Origin of the sequence: Falsiroseomonas sp., from assembly GCF_051859025.1 — a bacterium.
GTDB lineage: Bacteria > Pseudomonadota > Alphaproteobacteria > Acetobacterales > Acetobacteraceae > Falsiroseomonas.
Genome location: NZ_JBHYGL010000040.1, coordinates 25,044 through 47,786 on the forward strand (window position 1 = coordinate 25,044; position 22,743 = coordinate 47,786).

Here is a 22,743-nt window from a genome sequence, read left to right on the forward strand (position 1 = left end):
GCGCCATCATCCGGGACGATGGATGGCGCGTGACCGACGAAAATCCCCTGCCGCGCCGCGCCGCCTTCGCCACGCTGGTCGCCGCCATCGCCCTGCTGCTGTTCTGGCTCACCTGGCGGGCGCTGGCGCCGCTGAACGGCCCCCCGCTCAATGGGTGGGAGGCACTGATCCTGCTGGCCGTCGCGCTGACCACGCCGTGGACGGCGCTGTCGGCCGCCAATTCCATCGTCGGGCTCGCCCTGCTGCTCGGCACGCGAGACCCGCCTGCCGCCGTGCTGCCCGCGCTGCGCCGCGCCCGCATCGGCCGGCCGGATTCCATCACCGCCATCGCCGTCTGCATCCGCAACGAGGCGATGGAGGCGGTGCTGCCGCCGCTCGGCACGCTGCTGCGCGGCCTGGCCGAGGCCGGTGCCGCCGACCGCTTCCGGCTGTGGCTGCTGTCGGACACGCAGGACCCGGCCATCGCCGCGGCAGAGGAAGCCGCCATCGCCGCCTTCGCCGCCGCCCATCCCGGCCGCGTCCACTACCGCCGCCGCACGGACAACACCGGCTACAAGGCCGGCAATGTGATGGATTTTCTCGACCATCACGTGACCGACGAAGCCTTCTTCATCACGCTGGACGCCGACAGCGTCATGACACCGGCGGCGGTGCTGCGCCTCGTTTCGATCATGGAGGCCGAGCCGAAGCTCGCCATCGTGCAGCAGCTGATCGTCGGCCGCCCTGCCACTGCGGCGTTTCCCCGGCTGTTCCAGTTCGGGATGCGCGCGGGGATGCGAAGCTGGGCGACAGGGCAGGCCTGGTGGCAGCTCGATTCCGGCCCCTATTGGGGCCACAACGCCATCATCCGCGTGGCGCCGTTCCGGGACCACGCGAAGCTCGAACCCCTGCCCGATGGCAGCCGCATCCTGAGCCACGACATGGTGGAAAGCGTGCGCCTGCAAGCCGCGGGCTGGGCGGTCCGCTGCCTGCCGGCGGAGGATGGCAGCATGGAAGCCAACCCCCCCGCCATGCCGGAATTCATGCGCCGCGACGAACGCTGGGGCGCGGGCAACATGCAGTACTTTCGATTGTTTGGCCTGCCAGGGATGACGGGGCTCGGCCGCCTGCAACTGGTGCAGGCCATCCTGCTGTTCCTCGGCGCGCCCTTGTATGCCGCGATCCTGCTGCTGGCGGCGGGGAATGCGATGACGGGCGGTGGCGCGGGCACGCCGATGGGCGCGCTGGCGCTGGCGGTCTTCGCCCATGCGCTCTGCTACTTCTCGCCGAAGCTGTCGGGCTACGCGCAGGCGCTGATCCGGCGCGATGTCGCCGCCACCTATGGCGGTCGCTGCGCCTTCGCGCGCGGCGCGGCGGCGGAAATCGTCTTCATGCAGTTGTTCGAGCCGCTGTCGACGCTGAACAAGGCGATCTTCCTGCTGACCCTGCCCTTCGGCGCGCGCACGGGCTGGGCGCCGCAGAACCGCGCGGATCGAGGGATCGGCTGGGGCGACGCGACACGGCTGCTGTGGCGGCACACGGTGATCGGCGTGGTGCTGACGGGGTGCTTCGCCAGCGTGTCGGTAGCGGCGCTGTTGATGGCGCTCCCCTTCACGGTGGGAATGGTGCTGGCGATTCCACTGTGTGTGCTGTCAGCCGATCCGCGCGCGTCGGCATGGCTGCGGGAGAGGGGCATCGCGAGTACGCCGGAGGAACTTCGCACCGCGCCGTGACAGGCAGCGATGCGGTCAAGGATCGATGCTCGATCGCCGATGCTTGCCGCAGTGCAGATCCCAGGACTCCGCGTAACACTCGATCGTCTCGTCGCGGAAGTAGAACAGGAAATGGCGCACCGGCTTCGGGTTCGGGATCCTGCCTGGGACGGCGTTCTCGCCAAGTCTCGCGTCCCCGATCACTTCGTAGAATTCCCCCCAGCGTGGCGCCTGGCGGGCGTAGCGTCCCGCCCCTGCATACCAGCCCTCGTCATTGGTCGAGTCCCAGCACCAGCGGCTGACCCGCCGGAAGCGAAGGGATGCGATCCCGATCCAGGACCCGTCCTCACCGAATGAGGTCGGTCCCATTCCGAATGAGAGAACGAGGTCTCCGCCATCGCGCGAGATCTCGACGCAAGGCGCATTCGGCTCCGGACCCCAGTCGGTGTTCTGGTGAATGAACTGGAGCAAAGCTTTTCCCCTGACCAAGCGGACAGAGCGTACCGTAGGGCCCCGATGCGCCATCGCCAGCAAGCGCGGCAGCGGCGTTGCCTCGATCCCATGACCAGCAGGGGCGCAAGGCGGGTCGCCAACATTCTCCCGCACCGATGTCAGCGCCGCAGCACAAGACTCCCGCAGGCCGTCCTTTCCGTATTGCTCCTGTCACAACGGCCAGGATCGCCGCCGCTCCTCACCGCAAAAATCCCCCGAACCCCTCCTCAAACCCACGCGCCCTTCCCTCCCGCGTTACCTCCCACAACGGATTGTCCACCCCCAGCCGCGCCCCGCCATCCCGCGTCACGCCGCGCACCGTCAGCGGCGTCACCGTCCGCGTCTCGATCCCGAACAAATCGAGCGGCACGCGCACATAGATCCCCCGGTCAAAACTCCCCTCGCCGAAGGTCCTGAAGGGCACATCCGTCAGCGTCGCGAAGCCGCCGACCTCGATCCCGCTGCGGAAGCGGCGGCCGATCTCGACCGTGCCGCCCCAATCCCCCGCGAGGTATCGCCCCGCCCGCGCCACGCCATACATGCCGAACCAGGGCAGGTCGCCATACAGCGACACATGCCCGGTGGTGACGTTGTAGCCCTGCAGGCCGAAGCGCTGGTCGTAGTCCCGCTGCGCCACCTGCGCGACATCCACGCCCAACCCCCATTCGCGCCCCTGCGGCCGCCACAGCACCTCCGCCGAGACGCCCGCGAACATCGGCTCCAGGTAGCCGCCCGTCACGCGGGCGAAGACATCCGGCCCGAGCCCCCAGATGCGCTCTCCATACAGCGCTGGCATCGCCGTCTCCCCTTCGCGGGCATACCGCGCCGCCTCGCTCCTCACCCGGGGCAGTCGGCTGTCGGAGGCCGGCGCATTGCCGAGATTGCCCGCCAGCGCCTGCGACAGACTGCCCGCGACGGCCAGGCCATGCCCGAATTCCGCCCGCGCCCCCACCACCGCCTGCGCCTGCCAGCGGAGCGTCCGGGACGGATCGCCGAACAGGGTCGAGAAGCGCGGCTCCAACCCCCAGGAAAAGCCGCGCCCGCCATCGATCAACCCGAAATCATCGGCGCCCGCGGCTTCCAGCCGGCTGGCGTAGAAAACCTCCTCCGCGCTGCCATCGCCCCGCGCCGCGGCCTCCATGGCCGAACGCGGCAAGGTCAGCCGCGCCACCTCCACCCCCGCCTGGCGCCAGGAGAAGACGATGCGCTCCACCCCCGGCGGCAGATGCGGCTGCGCGGCCCGCAGCATCCGCCCGGCCGCCCGCGCCAGCGTCCGCTGCCGCCCGCCCGCCACCGCGATGCGCGCGACCTGGCCCTCGATCCGGATGCGCACGGGGCGGAAGCCGATGGAGCGCAGCGCCGCTGCGACAGCCGCCTCCGGATCCGCCGCCGGGGCCTCCGGCCGTGCGCCCATCGCCGGCGGCGGCGGGCGCTCCACCTCCGGCACGCGATCGGGGTCGAGCCGCGCGGACAGCCGCAGCAGCAGGTCCGTGCCGTGCACGAACTGCACCCCGGCATCCAGCCAGCCATTCGACCATTGCAGGCCGTAATTCACCCGGCTGGCGGCTTCCCCCCGCAACCCCGTGCTCCGCGCCGGCCAGCCGCCCCGCTCATCCCGCAGCGCATCGCCGGAAAGCTCGACCTTCGCGCGCAAGCCATCGACCTCGCCCCAGGGGCTCCAGACCGGCGGCAGCGAATACTCCAGCCCGCCGAACAGCGCGGCATTCGCGCCGCGGAAGAACTGGAAGGTGTTGATCGACCCGCCCTGGTCCACATCGCGCGGCCGCGCCTCGAACCGCGGGGACAAGGCCGCCAGCGGGTTCTGCCCATCCGCCGCGGTGCCCAGCCGGCCCCAGCCCAGCCCAACCGTCGCATCCAGCGGGCCGAAGCGCTTGGAGGCCACGACATACTCGCCGGAATAGAGCCCCGTGCCGATGAAGTCCTGCAGCCCGACCGCCAGCGCCGGCCGCCAGTCGCTCTCCTCCCACAGCCTGACCTTCACATCGAAGGCGCGGTCATTGGTCATCCCCGCACCCGTCGTGCCATCCAGCCGCTCGGTCAGGCGGAACGTCGTCTCCAGCCAGGGCAGGGCCTGGAAGGACAGGAAATGGAAGCGCCGCTGGTGGCGCAACGCGGTCCCCGCCTCCAACACCCCATCCGGCCGGAAGCGGGCATTGCGCATCTCCAGCAAGCCGACGCCGCCATAGTTGGACCCGGTCCCGGGCACCTCATCCGCGGCGCGGGCGGGCGAGGGGGCGAGGAGGAGCAGGGCGAGGAGAAGGCAGGGGGCTCTGCCCCCGGGACCCCCGGCCGGGGGGCGTGGCGCCCCCCGGACCCCGCCAGGAATCTTCACCGACAGGACGGAGGGGGGCACTTCGCCCCCCCTCCTTCCTGACGTTGAATGCCCGGTGGTCCAGGAGGCCGCTGCCTCCTGGTGGGGGGTCCAGGGGGGCAACGCCCCCCTGTCTTCCACCATCGCCACGCCCTCAGCGCATCTCTCGCGCGATCACCGCCAGCGCGGCCGAGGAGATCGTGACCTGGCTCAGCACCTGGGTGAGGTCGCGGATGAAGCCCCAGGTTTCGAAGGGCGAGGGGTCCTGCGGCACTACCACCAGGCTGCCGGGCGGCACGGGCGGCCCGCCCGCCTGCCAGCCGGACAGCCCCGCCGGGGCGGATTGTCCGTTCGGCAGCACGACGAAGGCGCGGGAGGTATCGGCGAAGCGTTGCGGTCCGCCGGCGGCGCGCAGGTAGTCGCTGGCCCGCCAGCCCGACTGGAATTGCAGGCTGCCGGGGTTCAGCACGGCGCCCACCACCGTCACCTCGTTCGGCCGTTTCGGGATGACGATCAGGTCCCCCGGTTCCAGCAGCACGTCGAGTTCCGGCCGCGCCGCCAGCAACACCGGGTTGGCTTCCACCACCATGCGTCCCGCGGCTTGCGCCTGGCGGAGTGCGTTGGCCAGTTCGCGCCCCGCGCTGATGGCGTTGCCCACATCGACGTTCTGGCCTCGTCCGCCCGCCACCGCCTGGCCCGCGGCGACCTGGATCAGCGAGGTCTCGAGGTCCCGCGCCGTCCGCGCGAAGCCTTCCTGCTGGCGCAGCCGCACGCTGTCCCGCGTGAAGACGGTGCCATAGGCATAGGCCTGGCCGGTCAGCCCCCCCGCACGGGCCAGCAATTCGGACAGGCGTTCGCCGCGGCGGATGTCGTAGACGCCGGGCCGCACGGCCTCCCCCGCCAAGGTCACCGGCCCCGTCTCCCGGTCCGTGAAGCCGCGCGGCACGCGGATGACGTCGCGGGGGGAGAGTCGGACGGCGCGGAAGTTCCGGCTCCGCAAATCGAGCAGCGTGCGTGACAGCGGGATGGTGCCGGACTGCTCCGTCGGCTCCCGCGCCAGTTCGATGGCCGACAGGTCCGCGCCATCCGTCACGCCGCCGGCCGCGGCCAGCAGCGCGTCGAGCCCGGTATTGTCCTGGATCGGGAAGAGCCCGGGCTGCCGCACCTCCCCGGCCAGCAGCACGGCGGTGTCCAGCAGGAAGGACAGCAGCGGCGGGTAGTCCCGGAACACGGGCGGGCAGCCCGGCGCCCCGATATCGGGGAAGCCGGCGCCGCGGGCATGGGCGAAGCGGGCCGGCGCGCTGCGGGCCGCGATGGCAAGCTGGGTCAGCGCCGGGCAGCTGTCGTCGGGCGGTGCCTCGCCCCGCAGCGCGCGCTGAACGGGCGGGCTGGCCAGCCAGGCGATGTCGCTGTTGCCGAGCACGATGACCTCATCGCCCTCCGCCAGCGGCAGATTGCCCTGGCCCTGGAGCGCGCGTGACAGGTCGAAGGGCACGAACTGGCGCACCCGCGTCTGCGCATCCAGCCGCAGGATCACGGCGAGGCGTGGATAGGGATCGGGCCGCACAAGTCGCGGATCGGACAACAATCCATTGAGCGACACGCCGCCCCGCCCGATCGCGCGGGTGACGGGGGCGGTGACGTGACCCGCCAGGCGAAGCTGGTTGGCGATGACATCGGCTCCGGGCTGCACCAGCACGCTGTCGCCGCGCCGCACCAGATCCTGCGGGCGAAGCTCCGTGAAGCTCCGCCGCCCGCCGGCATCCGTGCCCTGGGACAGGAAGCGGTTGCCCGCCGGGCGCAACGGGTCGCCAGCCAGGCGCAGCGCGGCGGCAAGCGGCACGCCCGCGCTGCCGGCGGGCAGTTCGTAGATGCCGGGCCGCGTCACCTCACCCGCCAGCGCCACCACGCCGCCCAGCGGCGGCACCACGATCCGCTCCCCTTCACGGAGCGATAGATCGACGCTGCCGCGTTCCCCGGCGATGACGGCGTAGAGGTCCACCACCCGGCTGCCGCGCGGCCCCTCCACCCGGATGCCGCGCAGCGACCCCGTCTTGCGCACGCCGCCGGCCTGCTGGAGGGCATCGAGCACGGAGGACAGCGCCGTCAGCGCCTGCATCCCCGGCCGCTGCACCTCTCCACCGACGAAGATCGCGATCTGCCGGACCTGGCCGATCGCCAGGTAGGCATCGGTGCCCGGCATGTCGCGGGCGATCCGCGCCTCCAGATCCGCGCGCAGGTCGCGCAGCGTGCGGCCGGCGGCAGGGATGGGCGGCAGATCCGGCGTGACCAGCGTGCCATCCCGCAGCACCCGCAGGTTCAGCGTGGACCGCGTCCGGCCGCGGAGCGCCAGCACCAACTCGTCATCCCGGCCGATGATGTAGTCGTCCGGCAGCGCGCCGAGCACGCCGGCGCCGCCCGGGCCGCTGCGGAAACTGTCATAGCCGAACTGCCGAAGCGCGAGGCCCAGCCGTTCCGCGAAGAAGATCTCGGTGTGGGAGAAGGGTTCGTCCGGCACCGTGGGCGCCACGCCGGGCGCGACAGGCATGCCGGGGAAGGGTGAGGATGGCGTGGGCGCCGCCGGGGCGGGCAGCGGGCCGGCCGGGGCGCGGCCCCCGGCCGCGTCCAGGATCCGCTGCATGATCTCCTGCTGCGTGCCCGCCGGCAGGCTCGGCAGCGGCAGCCCGCCCGGCAGCAGGGAGGGCAGCGGCGGCGGCGACAGGGCGGATCCCACGGCGGGCCCGGTGGCGGAGCCCGGGGAGGATGAAATGGCGGGCGGGCCAGCCGGCTGGGCCCGCGCGACCGGCATCAGGCCCAGCAGCCCGGCGAGGAGCGCTGACAGAAGTCTCAACCCAGGCGTTAATTGCGATGGCATGATGTACGCTCCTGTGTAGCATAAACATTCCATTCATGCCGAACCAAGCCCCCCTTCATCCGGTTCTGGACGCCCCGGTTGTGCCGGCCCCCAGCCTCATCCCGGACCCCATCCCGGACCCCACCCCGGATCGGCGGTCCAGGCCGCTGCTGCGCCTGGATGCCGCCTGGCGGCTTGGCCCGCGGCCGGTCGGGCTGTTCCTGTGGCATCGCGCAGCCATGGCGCTGGGCGTGCCGGCCGCGCGCCTGCGCAACCCCACGGCGATCGAGGGGCCGATCCTGCCGCCCACCGCGCCGCCCGCGCCGCCGTTGCCGGAGGGAGAGGCCGCCCGGCTTCTGCGCGCGGCGGCCGCCCTTCCCGAGGCGCCGGATTGGCACGGCCCCTTCGATCCCACCGCCCCCGCCATCGGCATGGACCTGTTTCGCCCCGGCGATGTGCGCCCTGTCTGGGAACGGCATCGATTCGCGGATGTGCTGTTGCTGGCGCAGGGGGCGCGGATCGACCCCGCCGGCGGCCACCTGGCGCGGGCGGAGGCGCTGCTGCATGGCTGGGCCGCCGCCAACCCGGCCTTCCGCGGCCCGGCCTGGGCCTGCGGCCAGGAAGCGGCGCTGCGCGCACTCACGCTGGCCCTCATCCTCGCGCTGCTCGATGCGGATCGCGGTCCGCCGAAGGGAGGACGGGCGCTGCTCGGCCTCCTCTCCCGGCGCATCGCCGCGACGCCTGCCTATGCCGCGGCGCAGGACAACAACCACGCGATCTCCGAACCCGCCGGCTCCTTCGCCTGCGCGCTGCTGCTGGGGGACCAGCCTGGCGCGGCGCTCGCGGGGCGGCGCCTGGCCGCCGCGGTGGCACGGCTGGTGGCGCCCGATGGCGGCTTCGCGCAGGTCTCGGCCGGCTATGCCAGACTGGCGCTGGATACGCTGTCCGTCGCGGAATGGCTGCGCCGCCGGCATGGCGCGCCACCCTTCCCCGCCCCCCTGCCCGCCCGCGCCGCCGCGCTGGCGGCCTGGCTGCACCGGGTGGTGGCGGCGGATGGCACCGGCCCGGCGCTGGGGGTGGAGGATGGCTCCGCCCTCGCCGATCTCGGCCTGCACGGCCCCGCCGATGCGCGGGGCAGCGTGGAGCGCGCGGCGCGGCTGTTCGCCGATGCCTCATCGGGCGCGATGGATGACGCGGGCGCCGCCTGGCTCGGCCTGCCTTGCCCGGCCGCGCGGCTGGATCGCCCGGCGCGCTGGGTGGCGGCGGGGACGATGGGCTGGCGGGCAGGTGGCGCCACGGCGCTGCTGCGCACCGGGCCGCTCCGCTTCCGCCCCGCGCAGTCAGACCTGCTGCACCTCACCCTGCGCGATGGCGCGACCACGGTGCTGCGGGATGGCGGGACGGGGTCCTACAACCCGCCATCGCCCGGCTGGTGGCCGGGCTGGTGGGATGCCATTGCGGGGGCGGCGGCCCACAACGCGCCCGTCTTCGATGGCCAGGACCCGATGCCGCGGGCGGGCCGCTTCCTGCTCGCGCGCTGGCCGCGCCTCGGCCCCCTGCCGGATGGCGCCTGGCGCCGGGATTCCACGGGAAACAGCCATGACCGCCGCCTGGTGGTCGATGGCCGATGCTGGATGATCGAGGACCTGCTCAGCGGCCCGTTCCGGCAGGTGGCGCTGCACTGGCGGCTCTGCCCGGGTGACTGGCGCCTGACCGATGATGGCGTGGCGGGGCCGGCCGCCACCCTCCGCGTCACCGCCGACGCGCCGCTCTCCCTGCGCCTGGCGGGGGGCTGGGAAAGCCCCGCCTATGGGGCGCTGCGCCCCGTGCCGCTGCTGGTCGTGACCGCCGCCGCCCCCGTCTCCCGCATCGTCACGGCGGTGATGCTGCCGCCGGCCGGGCGGCAGGAGGATGCGCCCGATGCCGCTTGACCTGCTGATCGGCCGCATCGTCGCGCTGCGCTGGCGCGTCCTGCTGATCGCCGCGCTGATCCTGGGCGCGGGCGGCACCACCATCATCCAATGGCCGCGGCAATATGTGGCGGAGGCGATGGTGGCGCCGGCCGAGACGACGGGTATCGCCACCTCCACCCTGCTCTCCTCCGCCTCCACCGTCTCCGGCCTGCTGGACACGCGGCCGACGGGCAATTTCGCCATCTACCTCGGCGCACTACGATCACCGGAAGCCGCCGCCATGCTGGTGCGGGACACGCCCCTGCTGGCGCTGCTGACCGAAGACCGCGCCGCCGGGCCCGGCGGCAAGGTGCGGGCGGCGCTGGACCTGCGCCTGGAGGCCGATCTGGACGACGCCCGCAACTGGCTCGAGCGCAACCTGGCGCTGACCCAGACGCTGGGCGCCCTGACCTGGTCCCTGGCGCTGCCCCACCAGGACCGGGATTTCGCCCTGGATGCGCTGGGCCGCCTGCACGCCTTCGCCGAGGCCAAGGTGCGCGCGGACCTTGATGCGCTGGCCCGCCGGCGCGTCGCGGCGCTGGAAGCCCGGCTGGCGCGGGAGCCCGATCTCTACATCCGCCAGTCCCTCTATGAATTGCTGGCGCTGAACCAGCGCGCCGCCGTGGTGGTGGCGGCGGATGAGGCCGTGGCCGCGCGCCTCGTCTCCGCGCCCATGGTGGAGATCCGCCCCTCCCTCCCCAACCGGCCGCTGCTGCTGCTGCTGCTGCTGGCGACGGCGCCGATGGCGGCGGTGGGGCTGGTGGGGGCGGGCGTGCTGCTGCGCCAGGCGCCGCCCCCGCGCCCGGTCGCGCGCGCGCTGCGGGTGGAGCCGGCGGAGTGACGACCCCCATCCCCTTGGCACCCGTGGCCCTTCTGGCCGGCATGGCGGCCGCCATCCTGCAGATGGCGGGCGCGCTGAAGACGGCGCCGCCGCTGGCCGGGCTGCCGGTGGACCTCACCTTGGCCAGCCTGGCGCTGCTGCTGCCCGCGCTGGCGCTGCTGGCGGTGTCGCGGCGCTGGCGGGTGGACCGGGCCATCGCCTTGCCCCTGGCGGCGGCGGGGCTGTTCTGGGCCTGGCTGGTGGTGGCGGGGGCCTGGAGCCCTTCCGCCGCCGTGCTGTCGGCCAAGCTGCCGGAAGCGACGCTGGCCGGGCCGCTGATGCTGGCCGCGGGGATGCTGGTGGGGGCGGAATCGTCGGCCCGCCGCGCCCTGGCCGCCACCACCATCGCCATCGGCGCGCTGCTGGCCGCCATCGTCGCCTGGGGGGTGCTGGGCGGCTGGGGCCTGGCGGCGCTGCTGGATCCCGAAGCGCAGCGCCTGCAATACCAGCTGGCGGGCCTGGCCATGGCGACGGCCGCGGCGCTGGCGGCGGTGAAGCTGGTGGAGGCCCCGTCCTGGCCCGGCCGCGCCGCCTGGGCGGTGCTGATCCTGGCGCTGGCGGCCGCGGCGCTGCTGCCGGGCGGGCGCACCGCCCTGGTGGCGCTGCTGCTCGGCGTGGCGCTCGCCCCCGCGCTCCGCCTGCCCCGCGCGCGGGCCCTTGGCTGGGCCGCCGCCGTGGCGGCCGCCGGGCTGGCGGGCCTGGCCTGGCTGCTGCTGCACCCCGACCAGGCGGAGGGGCTGCGCACGCTGGAACGGCTGACCGGCGATGCCGCGGGGCTGGATGCGCGGCGCGGCCTGTGGTCCGCGGCGCTGGATTGGGGCGGGCTGGCCGCGCCCCTCGGCCTCGGCACCGGGGGCTTCACCATCGCGGCCGGGCATGGGGAAAGGCGGGGCCTCTACCCACACAACCATGCGCTGGAGGCATTGGCCGAAGGCGGGCTGCCGGGGCTGGTGCTGTGGATCGGCACCTTCGGCGGCGCCGCCTTCGCCATGCTGCGCCTGGCCCCCGCCGTGCCACCCGCCCGGCTGGCGCGGATGGCGGCGATGGTGCTGCCGGTAGCGATGACCATCATGGTGTCCACGGACCTCGGCAACCGAATGGCCTGGTTCGCCCTCGGCCTCGCCCTCAGCCTCGGTCTTTCCGCCCGGGTCATCGAGGACCGGGCCATGGAGGACCGGGCCATGGAGGACCGGGCGACGGAAGCCGGCCATGCATGAGCGGTTCGGCAAGCGGGCGCTGGACATCGTGGCGGCGTCGCTGCTGCTGGTGGCGCTGGCGCCGCTCCTCGCCGCGGTGGCGATCGCCGTGCGGTGGCGCCTCGGCGCACCCGTCTTGTTCACCCAGCCCCGCGCAGGGCTGCATGGCGCGCCCTTCGGCCTGCGGAAATTCCGGTCCATGGCGGCGGGGCCGGGCAGCGATGCGGAACGGCTGGACGGCTTCGGCCGCCGGCTGCGCGCCTCCGGCCTCGATGAACTGCCGCAGCTGTTGAACGTGCTGCGGGGGGAGATGAGCCTGGTCGGCCCGCGCCCGCTGCCGCTGGACTACCTCCCCCTCTATTCGCCGCGCCAGGCGCTGCGGCTGCGGGTGCGGCCCGGGCTGCTGGGCCCCGGGGTGGCGGCGGGGCGGAACGCCGTGCCCTGGGACCGGCGGCTGGAACTGGATGCCGCCTATGCGGAGGCACCCGCGCGGCTGCGCGCCGACCTCGCCCTCGCGCTCCGCAGCCTGGCCGTGTGGCTGAGCGGCCAGGGCGCCACCGCGCCCGGCCATGCGACGATGCCACCCCTGTCACGCGAAGCCGGGCGGCGCACCGATGGTTCCGGCTGCAACCCGCGCCGTGACGACAGACAGGGCTTGCCTAAACGTTAACGAATCAATCAAAATGTGAAATCGATTCACGGATTCTCAACCTATAGGTTCGCATGGCCACGCCCCAGCCCGCTGCCGCCGGCGCGATCCTGCCCTTCCCCACCAGGCCGCAGGTGCCGCCCCTGCTGCTGTCCCCCCCGCATCTCGCGGGCGGGGAGCTGGACCGGGTGCGGGATACGCTGGAGGCCGGGTGGCTGGCGCCCGCCGGCCCCGCCCCCGCGGCCTTCGAGGATGCGCTGGCCACGACCACCGGGATGCAGTCGGTGCTCGCCACCGCGTCCGGCACCGCCGCGCTGCATCTGGGCTACCGGGTGCTGGGCGTCGCGCCGGGGGATGAGGTCTGGGCCCCGGCGATGACCTTCGTCGCCAGCGTGGCGCCGGCGGTGCAGATGGGCGCAACCCCCCGCTTCCTTGACGTGGTCGAAACCGGCTGGACCCTGGACCCCGGCCTGCTGGCGGAGGAATTGTCGAAGGCGGCGCGGCGCGGCCGGCTGCCGCGCGTGGTGGTGCCGGTGGACCTGTATGGGCAGTGCTGCGACCTCGATGCCATCGTCGCGGCCTGCGACCGCTGGGGCGTGCCGGTGATGAGCGACAGCGCCGCCGCCATGGGCGCCACGCAGCGCGGCGGGCGCCATGCCGGGCGGGGTGCCAGGCTGGCGGCCTATTCCTTCAACGGCAACAAGATCGTCACCGCGGGCGGCGGCGGCGCGCTGGCGGGCGACGATGCGGCGCTGCTGGCGCGGGCCCGGCAGCTGGCGGGCCAGGCCAAGGAAGCCTGGCCGCATTACGAGCATGAGACCACCGGCTACACCTATGGCCTTTCCTCCGTCCTGGCCGCGGTCGGGCTGGCGCAGCTGCCGGCGCTGCCGGCCCGCGTGGCGCGGCGGCGCGATGTCTTCGCGCGCTACGTGGCGGGGCTGGCGGATTTGCCGGGCACCGGCTTCATCGCCGAACCCGCCTGGGGCCGCGCCAATCGCTGGCTGACCGTGCTGCTGATCGACCCCGCCCCCTTCGGCGCGGACCGGGAAGTGGTGCGCCGGGTGCTGCAGGCCGCCGGCATCGAAAGCCGGCCTGCCTGGAAGCCGCTGCACCTGCAGCCCGCCTTCCGGGATGCGCCCCAGGCCGGTGGCGCCACCGCCGCCGCGCTGTTCGAACGCGGGCTCTGCCTGCCATCGGGCACCGGGATGTCGGATGCCGACCAGGCCCGGGTGATCGACCTGATCCGGTCCTGCGCCCGCAACTGACGGCAATGGCACCGACGGCGATGGCGCTCCGCATCCTGTACCTGCACCAGCATTTCTCGACGCCGGACGGCGCGACGGCGACGCGCGCCTACAACCACGCCGCCGCCCTGGCCGCGGCGGGGCACGCGGTGACGCTGGCCTGCGGCCGCTATGCCGGCGCCACCACCGGGCTGGACGGCCCCTTCCGCCACGGCGCCCGCCGCGGCCCGGTGGCGGGGTTCGAGGTGGTGGAATTCGACCTGCCCTATGGCAACGCCCAATCCCTCGCGCACCGCAGCCTGGTCTTCCTGCGCTACGCGCTGGCGGCGTCCCGCCTTTCGCTCGGCCAGAGCTGGGACCTCGTCATCGCCTCCTCCACCCCGCCCACCGTCGCCATCCCCGCGCTGCTGGCCCGAAGGCTGCGCGGCACACCCTTCCTGTTCGAGATCCGCGACCCCTGGCCCGAACTGCCCGCCGCCCTGTCGCGCCCCGGCGGCACCAGCACGGGCAGCGGCGGGGTGCCCGGCGCGGTGCTGGGCGCGATCGGCCGCCTGGCCGATGCCGCCTGCAGCCGGGCCGCCATCGTCGTCGCGCTGACGGAGGGCATGGCCCGCACCGCCCTGGCCCGCGGCACGGACCCGGACCGGCTGCGCGTGCTGCCGCAGGGCGCGGACCTCGCCCTGTTCGGCCCGGATGCCCGGCCCTGGCGCCCCGCGGAGGCGCGGGAGGGGGAGATGGTCGCGGTCTATGCCGGCGCACATGGCCGCGCCAACGGGCTTGGCGTGCTGCTGGATGCCGCGGCGCTGCTGCGCGCCACCGGCATCCGCATCCTGATGGTGGGCGATGGGGCGGAGAAGCCGGCGCTGGTGGCACGCGCAGCGGCGGAGGACCTGCCCATGACCTTCCTGGACCCCATGCCGAAGCGCCGCCTGGCAGGGCTGCTGGCCGGGGCGGATGTGGGTCTGCTCTGCCTGGCGCCGGTGCCCGAATTCGCGGAATGGACGGCCCCCAACAAGTTGGCGGAATGCCTGGCGGCGAGGCTCCCGGTGGTGACGAATGTGCCGGGCCGCGCCCAGCGCCTGCTGGCGGAAGGCGGCTGTGGCCTGACCGTGCCACCCGGCGATGGCGCCGGGCTGGCGGCGGCGCTGCTCGCCATGGCGGATGACCCGGCCCGCCGCCGCGTGATGGCCCGCGCCGCCCGCGCCCTGGCAGAACGCCATTTCGACAGCCGCCAGATCGCAGCGCGCCTGGTGGCGACGGTGGAAGCGGCGGCCGGCCATGCCCCCGTCTCGGCCATCCGCGCGGCCCTGGCCCCGTGACCCCGCCCGCCATCCTGATGCTGTCCGCCGCCCATCCGCCGGATGATGTGCGGATCGTCGCCAAGGAAGGCGCGGCGCTGGCCGCGGCGGGCTTTCCGGTGCGCCACCTGGCGCCGGGCCCGGACGCTGCGACCAGGCTGCTGCATGGGGTGGCGCTGCAGACCTATCCCAAGCCCAGCGGCGGCTGGCGGGCACGGCTGCTCGGCATCCCGGCGCTGGCCCGGCGCGCCGCGGCGCTGCGCCCGGCGGTGATCCACGCGCATGAACCCGACAGCTGGGCGGCGGCGCTGCTGGCGGCGCGGCGCTGCGGGGCGCGGGTGGTGCTGGACGTGCACGAACACTACCCCTCCCGCCTCGACCCCGTGCTGCCGCGGATGTTGCGGCCCTTCGGCCGGGCGCTGGTCGCCACCGCCTGCCGGCTGCTGGCATCGCGCGCCGATGCGGTGGTGGTGGCGAAGGATGGGCTGGAGGGATGGCTGGGCGGCCTGGCGCGCTGCACGCCCGTGCGCAACTACGCGACCCCCGTGCCCGTCACGCCGCGCCGGCACCGCGCGGGGCCGCTCACGCTGCTGCACCTGGGTGCGCTGACCCGCGCGCGCGGCGCCTTCATCATGCTGGATGCGCTGGCCCTGCTGCCGCCCGGCACCCGGCTGCGCCTGATCGGCCGCTTCACCGATGGCAGCGAGGCCGCCTTCCGCGAACGCAGCCTCGCGCTCGGCCTGGCGGCGCAGGTGGAATACCTGGACTGGATGCCGAGGGAGGAGGCGCTGGCCCTGGCGGCGGAGGCCGATATCGGCCTGGTGCTGTTCCAGCCGGGGGTGGAGAACCACCGCCTGGCCCTGCCCCACAAGCTGTTCGACTGCATGCTGGCCGGCCTGCCCGTGATCGTGCCCGGGCTGGCGGAGGAGGTTGCCGCCATCGTCCGCAGCGCCGATTGCGGGCTGACCGTGGACACCGCCGATGCCACCGCGGTCGCGACCGCCATCCAGGCGCTGTCGGACCCGGCGGTGCGCGACGCCATGGGGCAGCGCGGGCGGGATGCCGCGCTGACCCGCTTCGGCTGGGCGGGGGAAGCGGCGCGGCTGGTCCGGCTCTACCGCCTGCTCACGCCTTCCTCCAACGCGGCCATCCAGGCGGCGATCGCCGCCGCCCCCGCATCGGTGTGGCCGAGCGCGCGGTCACCGAGGTAGCTGGCCCGGCCGAGGCGCGGGCGCATCGCGGCCGTGGCAGCGGCACCCGCCTCCGCCGCCCGCGCCGCTGCCGCCAGCGCGGCGGCGCCCCCACCGGGAAGAGCCGCCCGGAAGGCCAGCGCCGCGGGGTGCAGCGCATCCAGCATCGTCCGGTCCCCGGGCCGCGCACCACCGAGTCCGCTGATGGCCTCCGCCGCCGCCTCCAGCGCCGCCGCCCAATCGGCGGGGGCAGGCTGTGCGGGCAATGCACGGGCGGCGCGCAGCAGGGCGGTGGCGTAGAAGGGGCCGGATGATCCGGCGATGGCGCGGCGCAGCGTCCCGGCCATGGCCGTCAGGGCCGTGGGCGCATCCGCGAAGGCGCCATTGGGCAGGGCGCGCAGCGCCACGGCACCGCGCGCCAGCGACAGGCCGAGGTCGCCATCCCCCGTCGCGGCATCCAGCGCCGTCAGCCGCGCCTCCGCCCCTTCCAGCGCCGTCGCCACCGCCATCACCGCATCGCGGATCGCGGGATCGGCCGTGCCGGTGAAGGGGTGGGGCGGCGCCTCGGCCGGGGCGATGGTCGCTCGAGCTTCGGGGATCATGCCGCCGCCCGGCCAGGCCGGCGCGCTGGCCGGCGCATCCAGCCGTGCCAGCAGCGCATCATCCAGCGCGAGGATCGAGAAGGAGCATCCCGGCATCTCCAGCGCCGAGAGCAGGGTGCCGCACCAGGCGCGCGCCACCGTCACGCCGCGCGCGCGCAGCACGGCCAGTGCCTCCCGCGCCATCAGGGCCAGTTCCATGGGCGGCGTGCCGCCGAGCCCGTTGACCAGCAGCGCCACGGGCCTGCCCGCCGGCCACGCCATCTCCGCCAGGATGCGATCGACCAGCGTCGCCGCGATGTCCCGCGCGGGGGCGAGGGGCAGGCGCGCCACCCCGGCCTCCCCATGGATGCCGAGGCCGAGTTCCATCTCGCCCTCCGGCAGGTCGAAGCCCGGGCGCCCGGCGGCGGGGACGGTGCAGGCGCCGAGTGCCACGCCCATGCTGCCCAGCGCCGCCGCCGCCGCGCGCGCTTCGGCCGCGACCGCTTCCAGCCCCAGCCCGGCCGCGGCGGCGGCGCCGGCGACCTTGTGGACCAGCACCGTGCCGGCGATGCCGCGGCGCCGCGCGGGCTCCACCGTGCCGGCCAGCGCCACGTCATCCGCCACCACCGCGACCTCGCAGGCGATGCCCTCCGCCCGCGCCAGTTCGGCGGCAAGGCCGAAATTCAGCCGGTCCCCGGTGTAGTTCTTGACGATGAGCAGCGCGCCGGGCGGTCCGGCCACCGCGCGGATGGCGGCCAGCACGGCATCCACGGGCGGGCTGGTGAAGACATCGCCGGCCACCGCCGCATGCAGCAGGCCGGGGCCGACATAGCCGGCATGGGCGGGTTCATGCCCGGCGCCGCCGCCGGAGATCACCGCGACTTCCCGCCGCTCGGCAAAAGCGGGGATGCCGGCGCGGAGAATGACGCCCTCCTCCGCCAGCAGCGCCAGGCCGGGCGACAGATCCGCCAGGCCTTCCAGCATCTCCCGCACCGTCGCGCGGGGGTCGTTGAGGAATTTCCGCATGGCGCTGTCTCCCTTTGGCGGGAGTGTAGCGCCGTGCGGGCGTCAGGGCAGTGCCTGCAATTGGCGTTCCACCACCGGCCGCCAGGGCGCCTCCGGCGGCGCATCCGCCAGCAGCGCCTGCCAGGTGCGCCGCGCATTGTCGGCCCGCCCGGCGCGTGCCTCCGCCAGCCCGGCCAGGAAGCGCAGCCGCGGTTCGCGGGGGGAGGAGCCGAGCGCGCGGGCGATCAGCGCGGCGGCGGCGGCGTGTTCGCCGCGCTCGATCTCAAGCTCCGCCAGGTCGGCGGCCAGCGGCCCGTCGAACCGCGCATCGAGCGCGGTGCGATAGGCGCGCGCCGCTTCCTCCAGCCGCCCGCGGGACCGTTCCGCATTGCCGAGGAGGATCTGCCCCTGCCGCGCCGCGTCGCTGGAGGGATCGAGCATGGCGACGCGGCCGCGCAGCGTCTCCAGCATCGCGTCCTCCTCCTGCGCCAGGCGCTGGCGTTCCACGAAGGGGGCGGCGGGCATGTCCGGCACCCCGCGCACGAGGTAGAGGCCGAGCGCGGCGGCGGGCACCAGGAACACCATGGCGGCCAGAACGGCGCTGGTGTGGCGGGTGCCGAATTCGGGCGCATCCTCCTTCGGCGCGGCCAGGATGCGGCGCTGCACTTCGAGCGTCGCCGCCTGGTGCTGCGCGGCATCGAGCCGCCCGGACTCCCTCTCCCGGTCCAGCTCGGCGAGTTGCGCGCGATAGAGCGCCAGGTCGGCCTCCGCCCGGCCACGCGCCCGACCCGGGCGCAGGAGGGTGACGATCAGGGGCGCGAGCGCGAGCAGCGCCACGGCACCAAGCAGCAGCCAGAGAGTCACGCGCGCGTCCCGTCCCTTGTTTCAGTATCGATGGCGGCCAGACGGCGCTTTTCCTCCTCCGTCAGCGGCGCCGGCGGCGCGGGCTGCGCGGAACGGCGGCGGGAGAGGAGGATGAGGGAGAAGCCGAACAGCAGCGCCACCACGGGCGTGGCCCAGAGCGCCGCGGTGGACCAGGTGAAGGGCGGGCGCAGCAGCACGAAATCGCCGTAGCGCGCATGCAGGAAGTCCCGCACCTGCGCATCGGTGTAGCCAGCGGTGATGCGTTCGCGCACGACCAGCCGCAGGTCGCGCGCCAGCGCCACCTCGCTGTCCTCGATCGACTGGTTCTGGCAGACCATGCAGCGGATCTCGCGCCCCAACGCGCGGGCGCGCTGTTCCTGCTCGGCGTCCGGCAGCATGTCGGCGGGGTTGGTCGTGGCGTGGGCCACGCCAGGCGCCATGATGGGCTGCGCCGCCAGGGGCGCCACCAGCGCCAGGGCGAGAAGGAGCTTCCTCATGCCGCGTAACGCTGCAGGAGCGGCCGCAAATCCTGCGCCAGGACTTCGTCCGTGATGGGCCCGGCATAGCGCCAGCGGATGATGCCCTGGCGGTCCAGCAGGTAGGTCTCCGGCACGCCATAGAGGCCCCAGTCGATGGCGACGCGGCCCGGTTCGTCCTTCGCCAGGCGCTGGAACGGGTTGCCGTGGCGGCGGATGAACTGGAGGCTGTCCGCCGGCTTGTCCTTGTAGGCGATGCCCAGCACCGGCACGCCGTCGCGCGACAGGCGCATCAGCTGGGGATGCTCGATGATGCAGGGCACGCACCAGCTGGCCCAGAAATTCACCAGCAGCGGGCGGGCGAAGGTGCGGAGGTCGGCGGCGCCGAACCCCTGCACCCCGCTTTCCTCCAGCGCCGGCAGGGTGAAGTCGGGCGCGTGCTGGCCGATGAGGGCGGAGGGCACGCCGCGCGGGTTGTAGACCCCGCGGCGCTGCCGATCGAGCGCGGCGTAGAAGCCGATACCCCCCGCCGCCGCCGCGGCGAAGGGCGCCATGAGCAGCAGGCGACGCGTATTCGGAGTCATTCCGCGGGCACCATGCGCGTGGCGGCGCGATTGGGGGCGGAGACGCGGATGCGCCGGTCCGCCAGCGACAAGCCACCGCCCAGCGCCATGATGGCGGAACCCAGCCATATCCATGGCGCCAGCAGGTTGAAGTGCAGGCGGATCACCGCCTTGCCGGTCGCGGCCTCCTCCTCCCCGATCACCGCGTAGAGGTCGGCGATCAGGTTGGTGCGGATGGCGACTTCCGTCGTGTTCTGCCGCGCGATGGGGAACCAGCGGCGGGACGGCTCCATCACATGCACGACGGCGCCGTCCTTCAGCAGCGTGATGGTGGCGCGCCGCGCGGTCCAGTTCGGGCCCTCCACGTCGCGCACGCCATCCAGGCGCCATTCATAGCCCGCCAGCGTCGTGGATTCGCCCGGCGCCAGCGCCACCATGCGTTCCTGCGCCAGCCCCATGCCCGCGATGCCGGCCGCGGTGATGCCGACGCCGGCATGGGCGATGGCCGCCCCCCAGGCCGCGCGGGGCAGGCCCTTCGCACGGTTCCAGGAATTGCCCAGGTTGGTGCGGAACAGCGCGGTGCGGTCGGCGATGTCGGCGATGGCCGCGCCCACGACCCAGGCCGCGAAGGCGAAGCCCACCGCCGGCATCACCTTCTGCCCGCTCAGCAGCAGGGCCAGGAAGAAGGCGGCGAAGCCGATCACCGCGCACCACCACAGCCGCATGACGACGGAGGCCAATTGCGCGCGCTTCCACGGCATCAGCGGCCCCGCCGCCATGGCCAGCAGCAGCGGCACCACCAGCGGGAAGCTGGCCGAATTGAAGAAGGGCGGCCCGACGGAAACCTTCATGCCGAACAGCGCATCGGCGAACATCGGCCACAGCGTACCGACGAACACCACCGCGGTGATCGAGCAGACCAGCAAATTGTTCAGCACGATCGCGCCTTCCCGGGACGCGGGCGCGAAGATTCCCGTGGGGATCATGGCGGAGGCACGGAAGGCGAAGAGCATCAGCGCGCCGACGACATAGATCATCAGCAGCGCCAGGATGAACATCCCGCGCTCCGGGTCATTGGCGAAGGAATGCACGCTGTTCAGCACGCCCGACCGCACGAGGAAGGTGCCGAGCAGCGACATGGCGAAGGCGATGATCGCCAGCAGGATGGTCCAGGTCTTCAGCGCGTCCCGCTTCTCCACCACGATGGCGGAATGCAGCAGGGCGGTGCCGATCAGCCAGGGCAGCAGCGACGCATTCTCGACCGGGTCCCAGAACCAGTAGCCGCCCCAGCCGAGTTCGTAATAGGCCCACCAGGAACCCAGCGCGATGCCAAGGGTGAGGAAGGACCAGGCGGCCAGCGACCAGGGCCGCACCCAGCGCCCCCAGGCGGCATCGACGCGCCCCTCGATCAGGGCGGCAATCGCAAAGGCGAAGGTCACGGCGTAGCCGACATAGCCGATGTAGAGCAGCGGCGGATGCATCGCGAGGCCGATGTCCTGCAGCACCGGGTTCAGCCCCTGGCCATCCGGCGGCGGCGGCCACATGCGGTCGAAGGGGTTCGACGTCTTGAGCGTGAAGAGCAGGAAGCCCACCGAGATCAGCCCGAGCACGCCCAGTACCCGCGCGCGCAGCGCGGTCGGCAATTCGCGCCCGAAGCCGGACACCGCGGCGCCGCAGAGGCCGAGGATATTGACCCAGAGCAGCAGCGAACCCTCGTGGTTCCCCCAGGTGCCGGTGATCTTGTAGAGCAGCGGCTTCAGGGAATGGCTGTTCTGCACGACGTTCAGCACCGTCGTGTCGTTGATGACATAGACATAGACCAGGCAGGCGAAGGACGCGATCAGCGCCAGGCATTGCCCCAGCGCCAGCGGCGCGGCGGATGCCATCATCCGCCCGTCGCGCACATGCGCGCCGATCAGCGGCAGCAACGCCTGCGCCAGCGCCAGAACCAGGGCGAGGGCCAGCGCGAAATGGCCGAGTTCGGCGATCATGATCCGGTCCTGCCCTGCTGTGCCGGCCGCGCCGGGTCCATCGTGTTCCAGGTGGCGGGCGGCGGGGGCGCGCCCTCGGCGGGGTTCCAGTGGCCGGAGCGTTTCAGCGCGTCCGCGACCTCCGGCGGCATGTAGGTCTCGTCATGGCGGGCCAGCACCTCGCTCGCGCGGAAGGTGCCATCGACCATGCGGCCCATGGTCACGACGCCCTGCCCTTCGCGGAACAGGTCGGGCAGCACGCCCTGGTAGGCGACCTGGATGGCATGGGCGCCATCCGTCACGCGGAAGCGCACGGTGGGCCGCTGGCCGGACACGGCGGCGTCCCGCTCCACGCTCCCGGCCTCCACCAGGCCACCCAGGCGGAAGGCGCGGTCCGGGCCCGGGCGTTCCGCCATGACGTCGGAGGGCGAGCGGAAGAACACCAGATTATCCTGGAAGGCCGTCAGCGTCAGCGCCGTGGCGCTGCCGAGCCCCAGCGCACACAGCAGCAGGATCCACATCCGGCGCTTCTTGCGCGTCATCATGCGTCCCTCCCGCGGCCATCGCCGCCTGCGCGGCTGTCGCCGCGTGGATCAAGGCGTTTCAGGGTGGCCGCCGCCGCGCGGCTGCGCAGCATGGCAGCGATGGCGAGGCCGCCGAAGGTCGCGAGTGTCAGGCCCCAGGAGGCGGTGATGTGGATCCAATGGGTGGTCATCACGCCACCTCCGCCCGCCGGGCCCGGGCGGTCTGCAGCGCCCGCACACGGCGTTCCATCACCGCGCTGCGGGTGCGGGCCAGCACCACCGCGGCGAACAACAGGGAGAAGCCCAGCGCATTCACCAGCAGCGGATAGAGCAGGTCCACATGCATCCCCGGCGCATCGATGCGCGTGACGGAGGCCGGCTGGTGCAGCGTGTTCCACCAATCGACGGAGAATTTCACGATCGGCACGTTCACCAGCCCGACCAGCGCCAGGATGGCCCCGGCCCGGGCGCCGCGTTCCATGTCGTCGAAGGCGCGGACCAGCGCGGCATGGCCAAGCCAGAGGAAGAACAGCACCAGGACGCTGGTGAGGCGTGCGTCCCACACCCACCAGGTGCCCCACATCGGCTTGCCCCAGAGGCTGCCGGTGGCCAGGCACAGCGCCGTGACGGCCGCGCCGACCGGCGACAATTCCCGCGCCGTCAGATCCGCCAGCGGGTGCCGCCAGATCAGCGACATGATCGAAAGCACGCCAAGGCCCGTGTAGCCCCCCATCGCCAGCCAGGCCATCGGGACATGGACGTGCATGATCCTGACCGTCTCCCCCTGCTGCCAATCGGCCGGGGAGAAGAACAGCGCCCAGGCCGTGCCGATGCCCGTGACCAGGATGGCAGCGGCCCAGAGCCAGGGCATCAGCGCATCCGTCATCCGCAGGAACCGGCCGGGATTGGCGAAGCGATGCAGCGACCGTGCCCCGCCCGCGGTCGCGGGGGGGTTCATACGGGGCTCGCCCGGGGGGTTTGA

At 73.5% G+C, this 22,743-nt stretch carries 19 protein-coding genes; 8 read left to right on the forward strand and 11 right to left on the reverse strand.

What is annotated here, in order from left to right; genetic code table 11:
- Window positions 1–29 precede the first annotated feature (29 nt).
- Complete coding sequence (gene mdoH / locus ACTIE5_RS27325; protein ID WP_439552900.1) at window positions 30–1,712, forward strand: glucans biosynthesis glucosyltransferase MdoH; 1,683 nt, start codon at window positions 30–32, stop codon at window positions 1,710–1,712.
- A gap of 15 nt (window positions 1,713–1,727) precedes the next feature.
- On the opposite strand, the gene ACTIE5_RS27330 is transcribed toward mdoH, so the two are convergent.
- From ACTIE5_RS27330 to ACTIE5_RS27340, 3 genes are all read right to left on the reverse strand, one after another.
- On the reverse strand, window positions 1,728–2,162 hold the full coding sequence (locus ACTIE5_RS27330) for a hypothetical protein (protein ID WP_439552901.1): 435 nt from the start codon (window positions 2,160–2,162) through the stop codon (window positions 1,728–1,730).
- 220 nt (window positions 2,163–2,382) lie between these two features.
- Window positions 2,383–4,410 (reverse strand): YjbH domain-containing protein, encoded by a 2,028-nt coding sequence (locus ACTIE5_RS27335; protein ID WP_439552902.1) that lies wholly within the window; start codon window positions 4,408–4,410, stop codon window positions 2,383–2,385.
- 259 nt (window positions 4,411–4,669) lie between these two features.
- The gene (locus ACTIE5_RS27340; RefSeq protein WP_439552903.1) at window positions 4,670–7,390 is read right to left on the reverse strand and encodes an SLBB domain-containing protein; all 2,721 of its coding nucleotides are present in this window, start codon (window positions 7,388–7,390) and stop codon (window positions 4,670–4,672) included.
- A gap of 80 nt (window positions 7,391–7,470) precedes the next feature.
- On the opposite strand from ACTIE5_RS27340, the gene ACTIE5_RS27345 reads away from it, so the two are divergent.
- The 7 genes from ACTIE5_RS27345 to ACTIE5_RS27375 are packed head-to-tail and all read left to right on the forward strand — an operon-like array spanning window position 7,471 to window position 15,799.
- Window positions 7,471–9,300: a heparinase II/III domain-containing protein gene (locus ACTIE5_RS27345; RefSeq protein WP_439552904.1), complete on the forward strand. Its 1,830-nt coding sequence runs from the start codon at window positions 7,471–7,473 to the stop codon at window positions 9,298–9,300.
- Window positions 9,290–10,162: a hypothetical protein gene (locus ACTIE5_RS27350; RefSeq protein ID WP_439552905.1), complete on the forward strand. Its 873-nt coding sequence runs from the start codon at window positions 9,290–9,292 to the stop codon at window positions 10,160–10,162. Before ACTIE5_RS27345 ends, ACTIE5_RS27350 begins: the two co-directional genes overlap by 11 nt.
- Complete coding sequence (locus ACTIE5_RS27355) at window positions 10,159–11,418, forward strand: O-antigen ligase family protein (RefSeq protein WP_439552906.1); 1,260 nt, start codon at window positions 10,159–10,161, stop codon at window positions 11,416–11,418. Before ACTIE5_RS27350 ends, ACTIE5_RS27355 begins: the two co-directional genes overlap by 4 nt.
- On the forward strand, window positions 11,411–12,067 hold the full coding sequence (locus ACTIE5_RS27360) for a sugar transferase (RefSeq protein WP_439552907.1): 657 nt from the start codon (window positions 11,411–11,413) through the stop codon (window positions 12,065–12,067). The genes ACTIE5_RS27355 and ACTIE5_RS27360 overlap by 8 nt, the downstream gene beginning before the upstream one ends.
- Window positions 12,068–12,120: 53 nt before the next feature.
- The gene (locus ACTIE5_RS27365) at window positions 12,121–13,311 is read left to right on the forward strand and encodes a DegT/DnrJ/EryC1/StrS family aminotransferase (RefSeq protein WP_439552908.1); all 1,191 of its coding nucleotides are present in this window, start codon (window positions 12,121–12,123) and stop codon (window positions 13,309–13,311) included.
- A gap of 5 nt (window positions 13,312–13,316) precedes the next feature.
- A complete protein-coding gene (locus ACTIE5_RS27370; RefSeq protein ID WP_439552909.1) occupies window positions 13,317–14,609 on the forward strand; it encodes a glycosyltransferase family 4 protein in 1,293 nt (430 codons plus the stop codon).
- The gene (locus ACTIE5_RS27375; RefSeq protein WP_439552910.1) at window positions 14,606–15,799 is read left to right on the forward strand and encodes a glycosyltransferase; all 1,194 of its coding nucleotides are present in this window, start codon (window positions 14,606–14,608) and stop codon (window positions 15,797–15,799) included. Before ACTIE5_RS27370 ends, ACTIE5_RS27375 begins: the two co-directional genes overlap by 4 nt.
- On the opposite strand, the gene ACTIE5_RS27380 is transcribed toward ACTIE5_RS27375, so the two are convergent.
- The 8 genes from ACTIE5_RS27380 to ACTIE5_RS27415 are packed head-to-tail and all read right to left on the reverse strand — an operon-like array spanning window position 15,703 to window position 22,719.
- Entirely contained in the window at window positions 15,703–17,385 is a 1,683-nt protein-coding gene (locus tag ACTIE5_RS27380) for a dihydroxyacetone kinase family protein (protein WP_439552911.1), read from the reverse strand. The genes ACTIE5_RS27375 and ACTIE5_RS27380 overlap by 97 nt on opposite strands.
- Window positions 17,386–17,427: 42 nt before the next feature.
- Window positions 17,428–18,228: a c-type cytochrome biogenesis protein CcmI gene (gene ccmI / locus ACTIE5_RS27385; RefSeq protein WP_439552912.1), complete on the reverse strand. Its 801-nt coding sequence runs from the start codon at window positions 18,226–18,228 to the stop codon at window positions 17,428–17,430.
- The gene (locus tag ACTIE5_RS27390; RefSeq protein ID WP_439552913.1) at window positions 18,225–18,725 is read right to left on the reverse strand and encodes a cytochrome c-type biogenesis protein; all 501 of its coding nucleotides are present in this window, start codon (window positions 18,723–18,725) and stop codon (window positions 18,225–18,227) included. The genes ccmI and ACTIE5_RS27390 overlap by 4 nt, the downstream gene beginning before the upstream one ends.
- Complete coding sequence (locus tag ACTIE5_RS27395) at window positions 18,722–19,288, reverse strand: DsbE family thiol:disulfide interchange protein (RefSeq protein WP_439552914.1); 567 nt, start codon at window positions 19,286–19,288, stop codon at window positions 18,722–18,724. The genes ACTIE5_RS27390 and ACTIE5_RS27395 overlap by 4 nt, the downstream gene beginning before the upstream one ends.
- Window positions 19,285–21,258, reverse strand: coding sequence for a heme lyase CcmF/NrfE family subunit (locus ACTIE5_RS27400; protein ID WP_439552915.1), 1,974 nt, complete (start codon window positions 21,256–21,258; stop codon window positions 19,285–19,287). Before ACTIE5_RS27400 ends, ACTIE5_RS27395 begins: the two co-directional genes overlap by 4 nt.
- On the reverse strand, window positions 21,255–21,779 hold the full coding sequence (ccmE, locus tag ACTIE5_RS27405; RefSeq protein WP_439553082.1) for a cytochrome c maturation protein CcmE: 525 nt from the start codon (window positions 21,777–21,779) through the stop codon (window positions 21,255–21,257). Before ccmE ends, ACTIE5_RS27400 begins: the two co-directional genes overlap by 4 nt.
- Window positions 21,779–21,952 (reverse strand): heme exporter protein CcmD, encoded by a 174-nt coding sequence (gene ccmD, locus ACTIE5_RS27410; RefSeq protein WP_439552916.1) that lies wholly within the window; start codon window positions 21,950–21,952, stop codon window positions 21,779–21,781. The genes ccmE and ccmD overlap by 1 nt, the downstream gene beginning before the upstream one ends.
- Window positions 21,952–22,719 carry a heme ABC transporter permease gene (locus tag ACTIE5_RS27415; RefSeq protein ID WP_439552917.1) on the reverse strand — a complete coding sequence of 256 codons (768 nt, stop codon included), beginning with the start codon at window positions 22,717–22,719 and terminating at the stop codon, window positions 21,952–21,954. Before ACTIE5_RS27415 ends, ccmD begins: the two co-directional genes overlap by 1 nt.
- Window positions 22,720–22,743: the final 24 nt, after the last annotated feature.

Coding starts and splice junctions, on each gene's coding strand:
- ACTIE5_RS27340 (WP_439552903.1), bottom strand. CDS start 7,390: ATGCCATCGCAATTAACGCCTGGGTTGAGACTTCTGTCAGCGCTCCTC.
- ACTIE5_RS27350 (WP_439552905.1), top strand. CDS start 9,290: ATGCCGCTTGACCTGCTGATCGGCCGCATCGTCGCGCTGCGCTGGCGC.
- ACTIE5_RS27360 (WP_439552907.1), top strand. CDS start 11,411: ATGCATGAGCGGTTCGGCAAGCGGGCGCTGGACATCGTGGCGGCGTCG.
- ACTIE5_RS27365 (WP_439552908.1), top strand. CDS start 12,121: ATGGCCACGCCCCAGCCCGCTGCCGCCGGCGCGATCCTGCCCTTCCCC.
- ACTIE5_RS27370 (WP_439552909.1), top strand. CDS start 13,317: ATGGCACCGACGGCGATGGCGCTCCGCATCCTGTACCTGCACCAGCAT.
- ACTIE5_RS27380 (WP_439552911.1), bottom strand. CDS start 17,385: ATGCGGAAATTCCTCAACGACCCCCGCGCGACGGTGCGGGAGATGCTG.
- ACTIE5_RS27390 (WP_439552913.1), bottom strand. CDS start 18,725: ATGAGGAAGCTCCTTCTCGCCCTGGCGCTGGTGGCGCCCCTGGCGGCG.
- ACTIE5_RS27395 (WP_439552914.1), bottom strand. CDS start 19,288: ATGACTCCGAATACGCGTCGCCTGCTGCTCATGGCGCCCTTCGCCGCG.
- ACTIE5_RS27400 (WP_439552915.1), bottom strand. CDS start 21,258: ATGATCGCCGAACTCGGCCATTTCGCGCTGGCCCTCGCCCTGGTTCTG.
- ccmE (WP_439553082.1), bottom strand. CDS start 21,779: ATGACGCGCAAGAAGCGCCGGATGTGGATCCTGCTGCTGTGTGCGCTG.
- ccmD (WP_439552916.1), bottom strand. CDS start 21,952: ATGACCACCCATTGGATCCACATCACCGCCTCCTGGGGCCTGACACTC.
- ACTIE5_RS27415 (WP_439552917.1), bottom strand. CDS start 22,719: ATGAACCCCCCCGCGACCGCGGGCGGGGCACGGTCGCTGCATCGCTTC.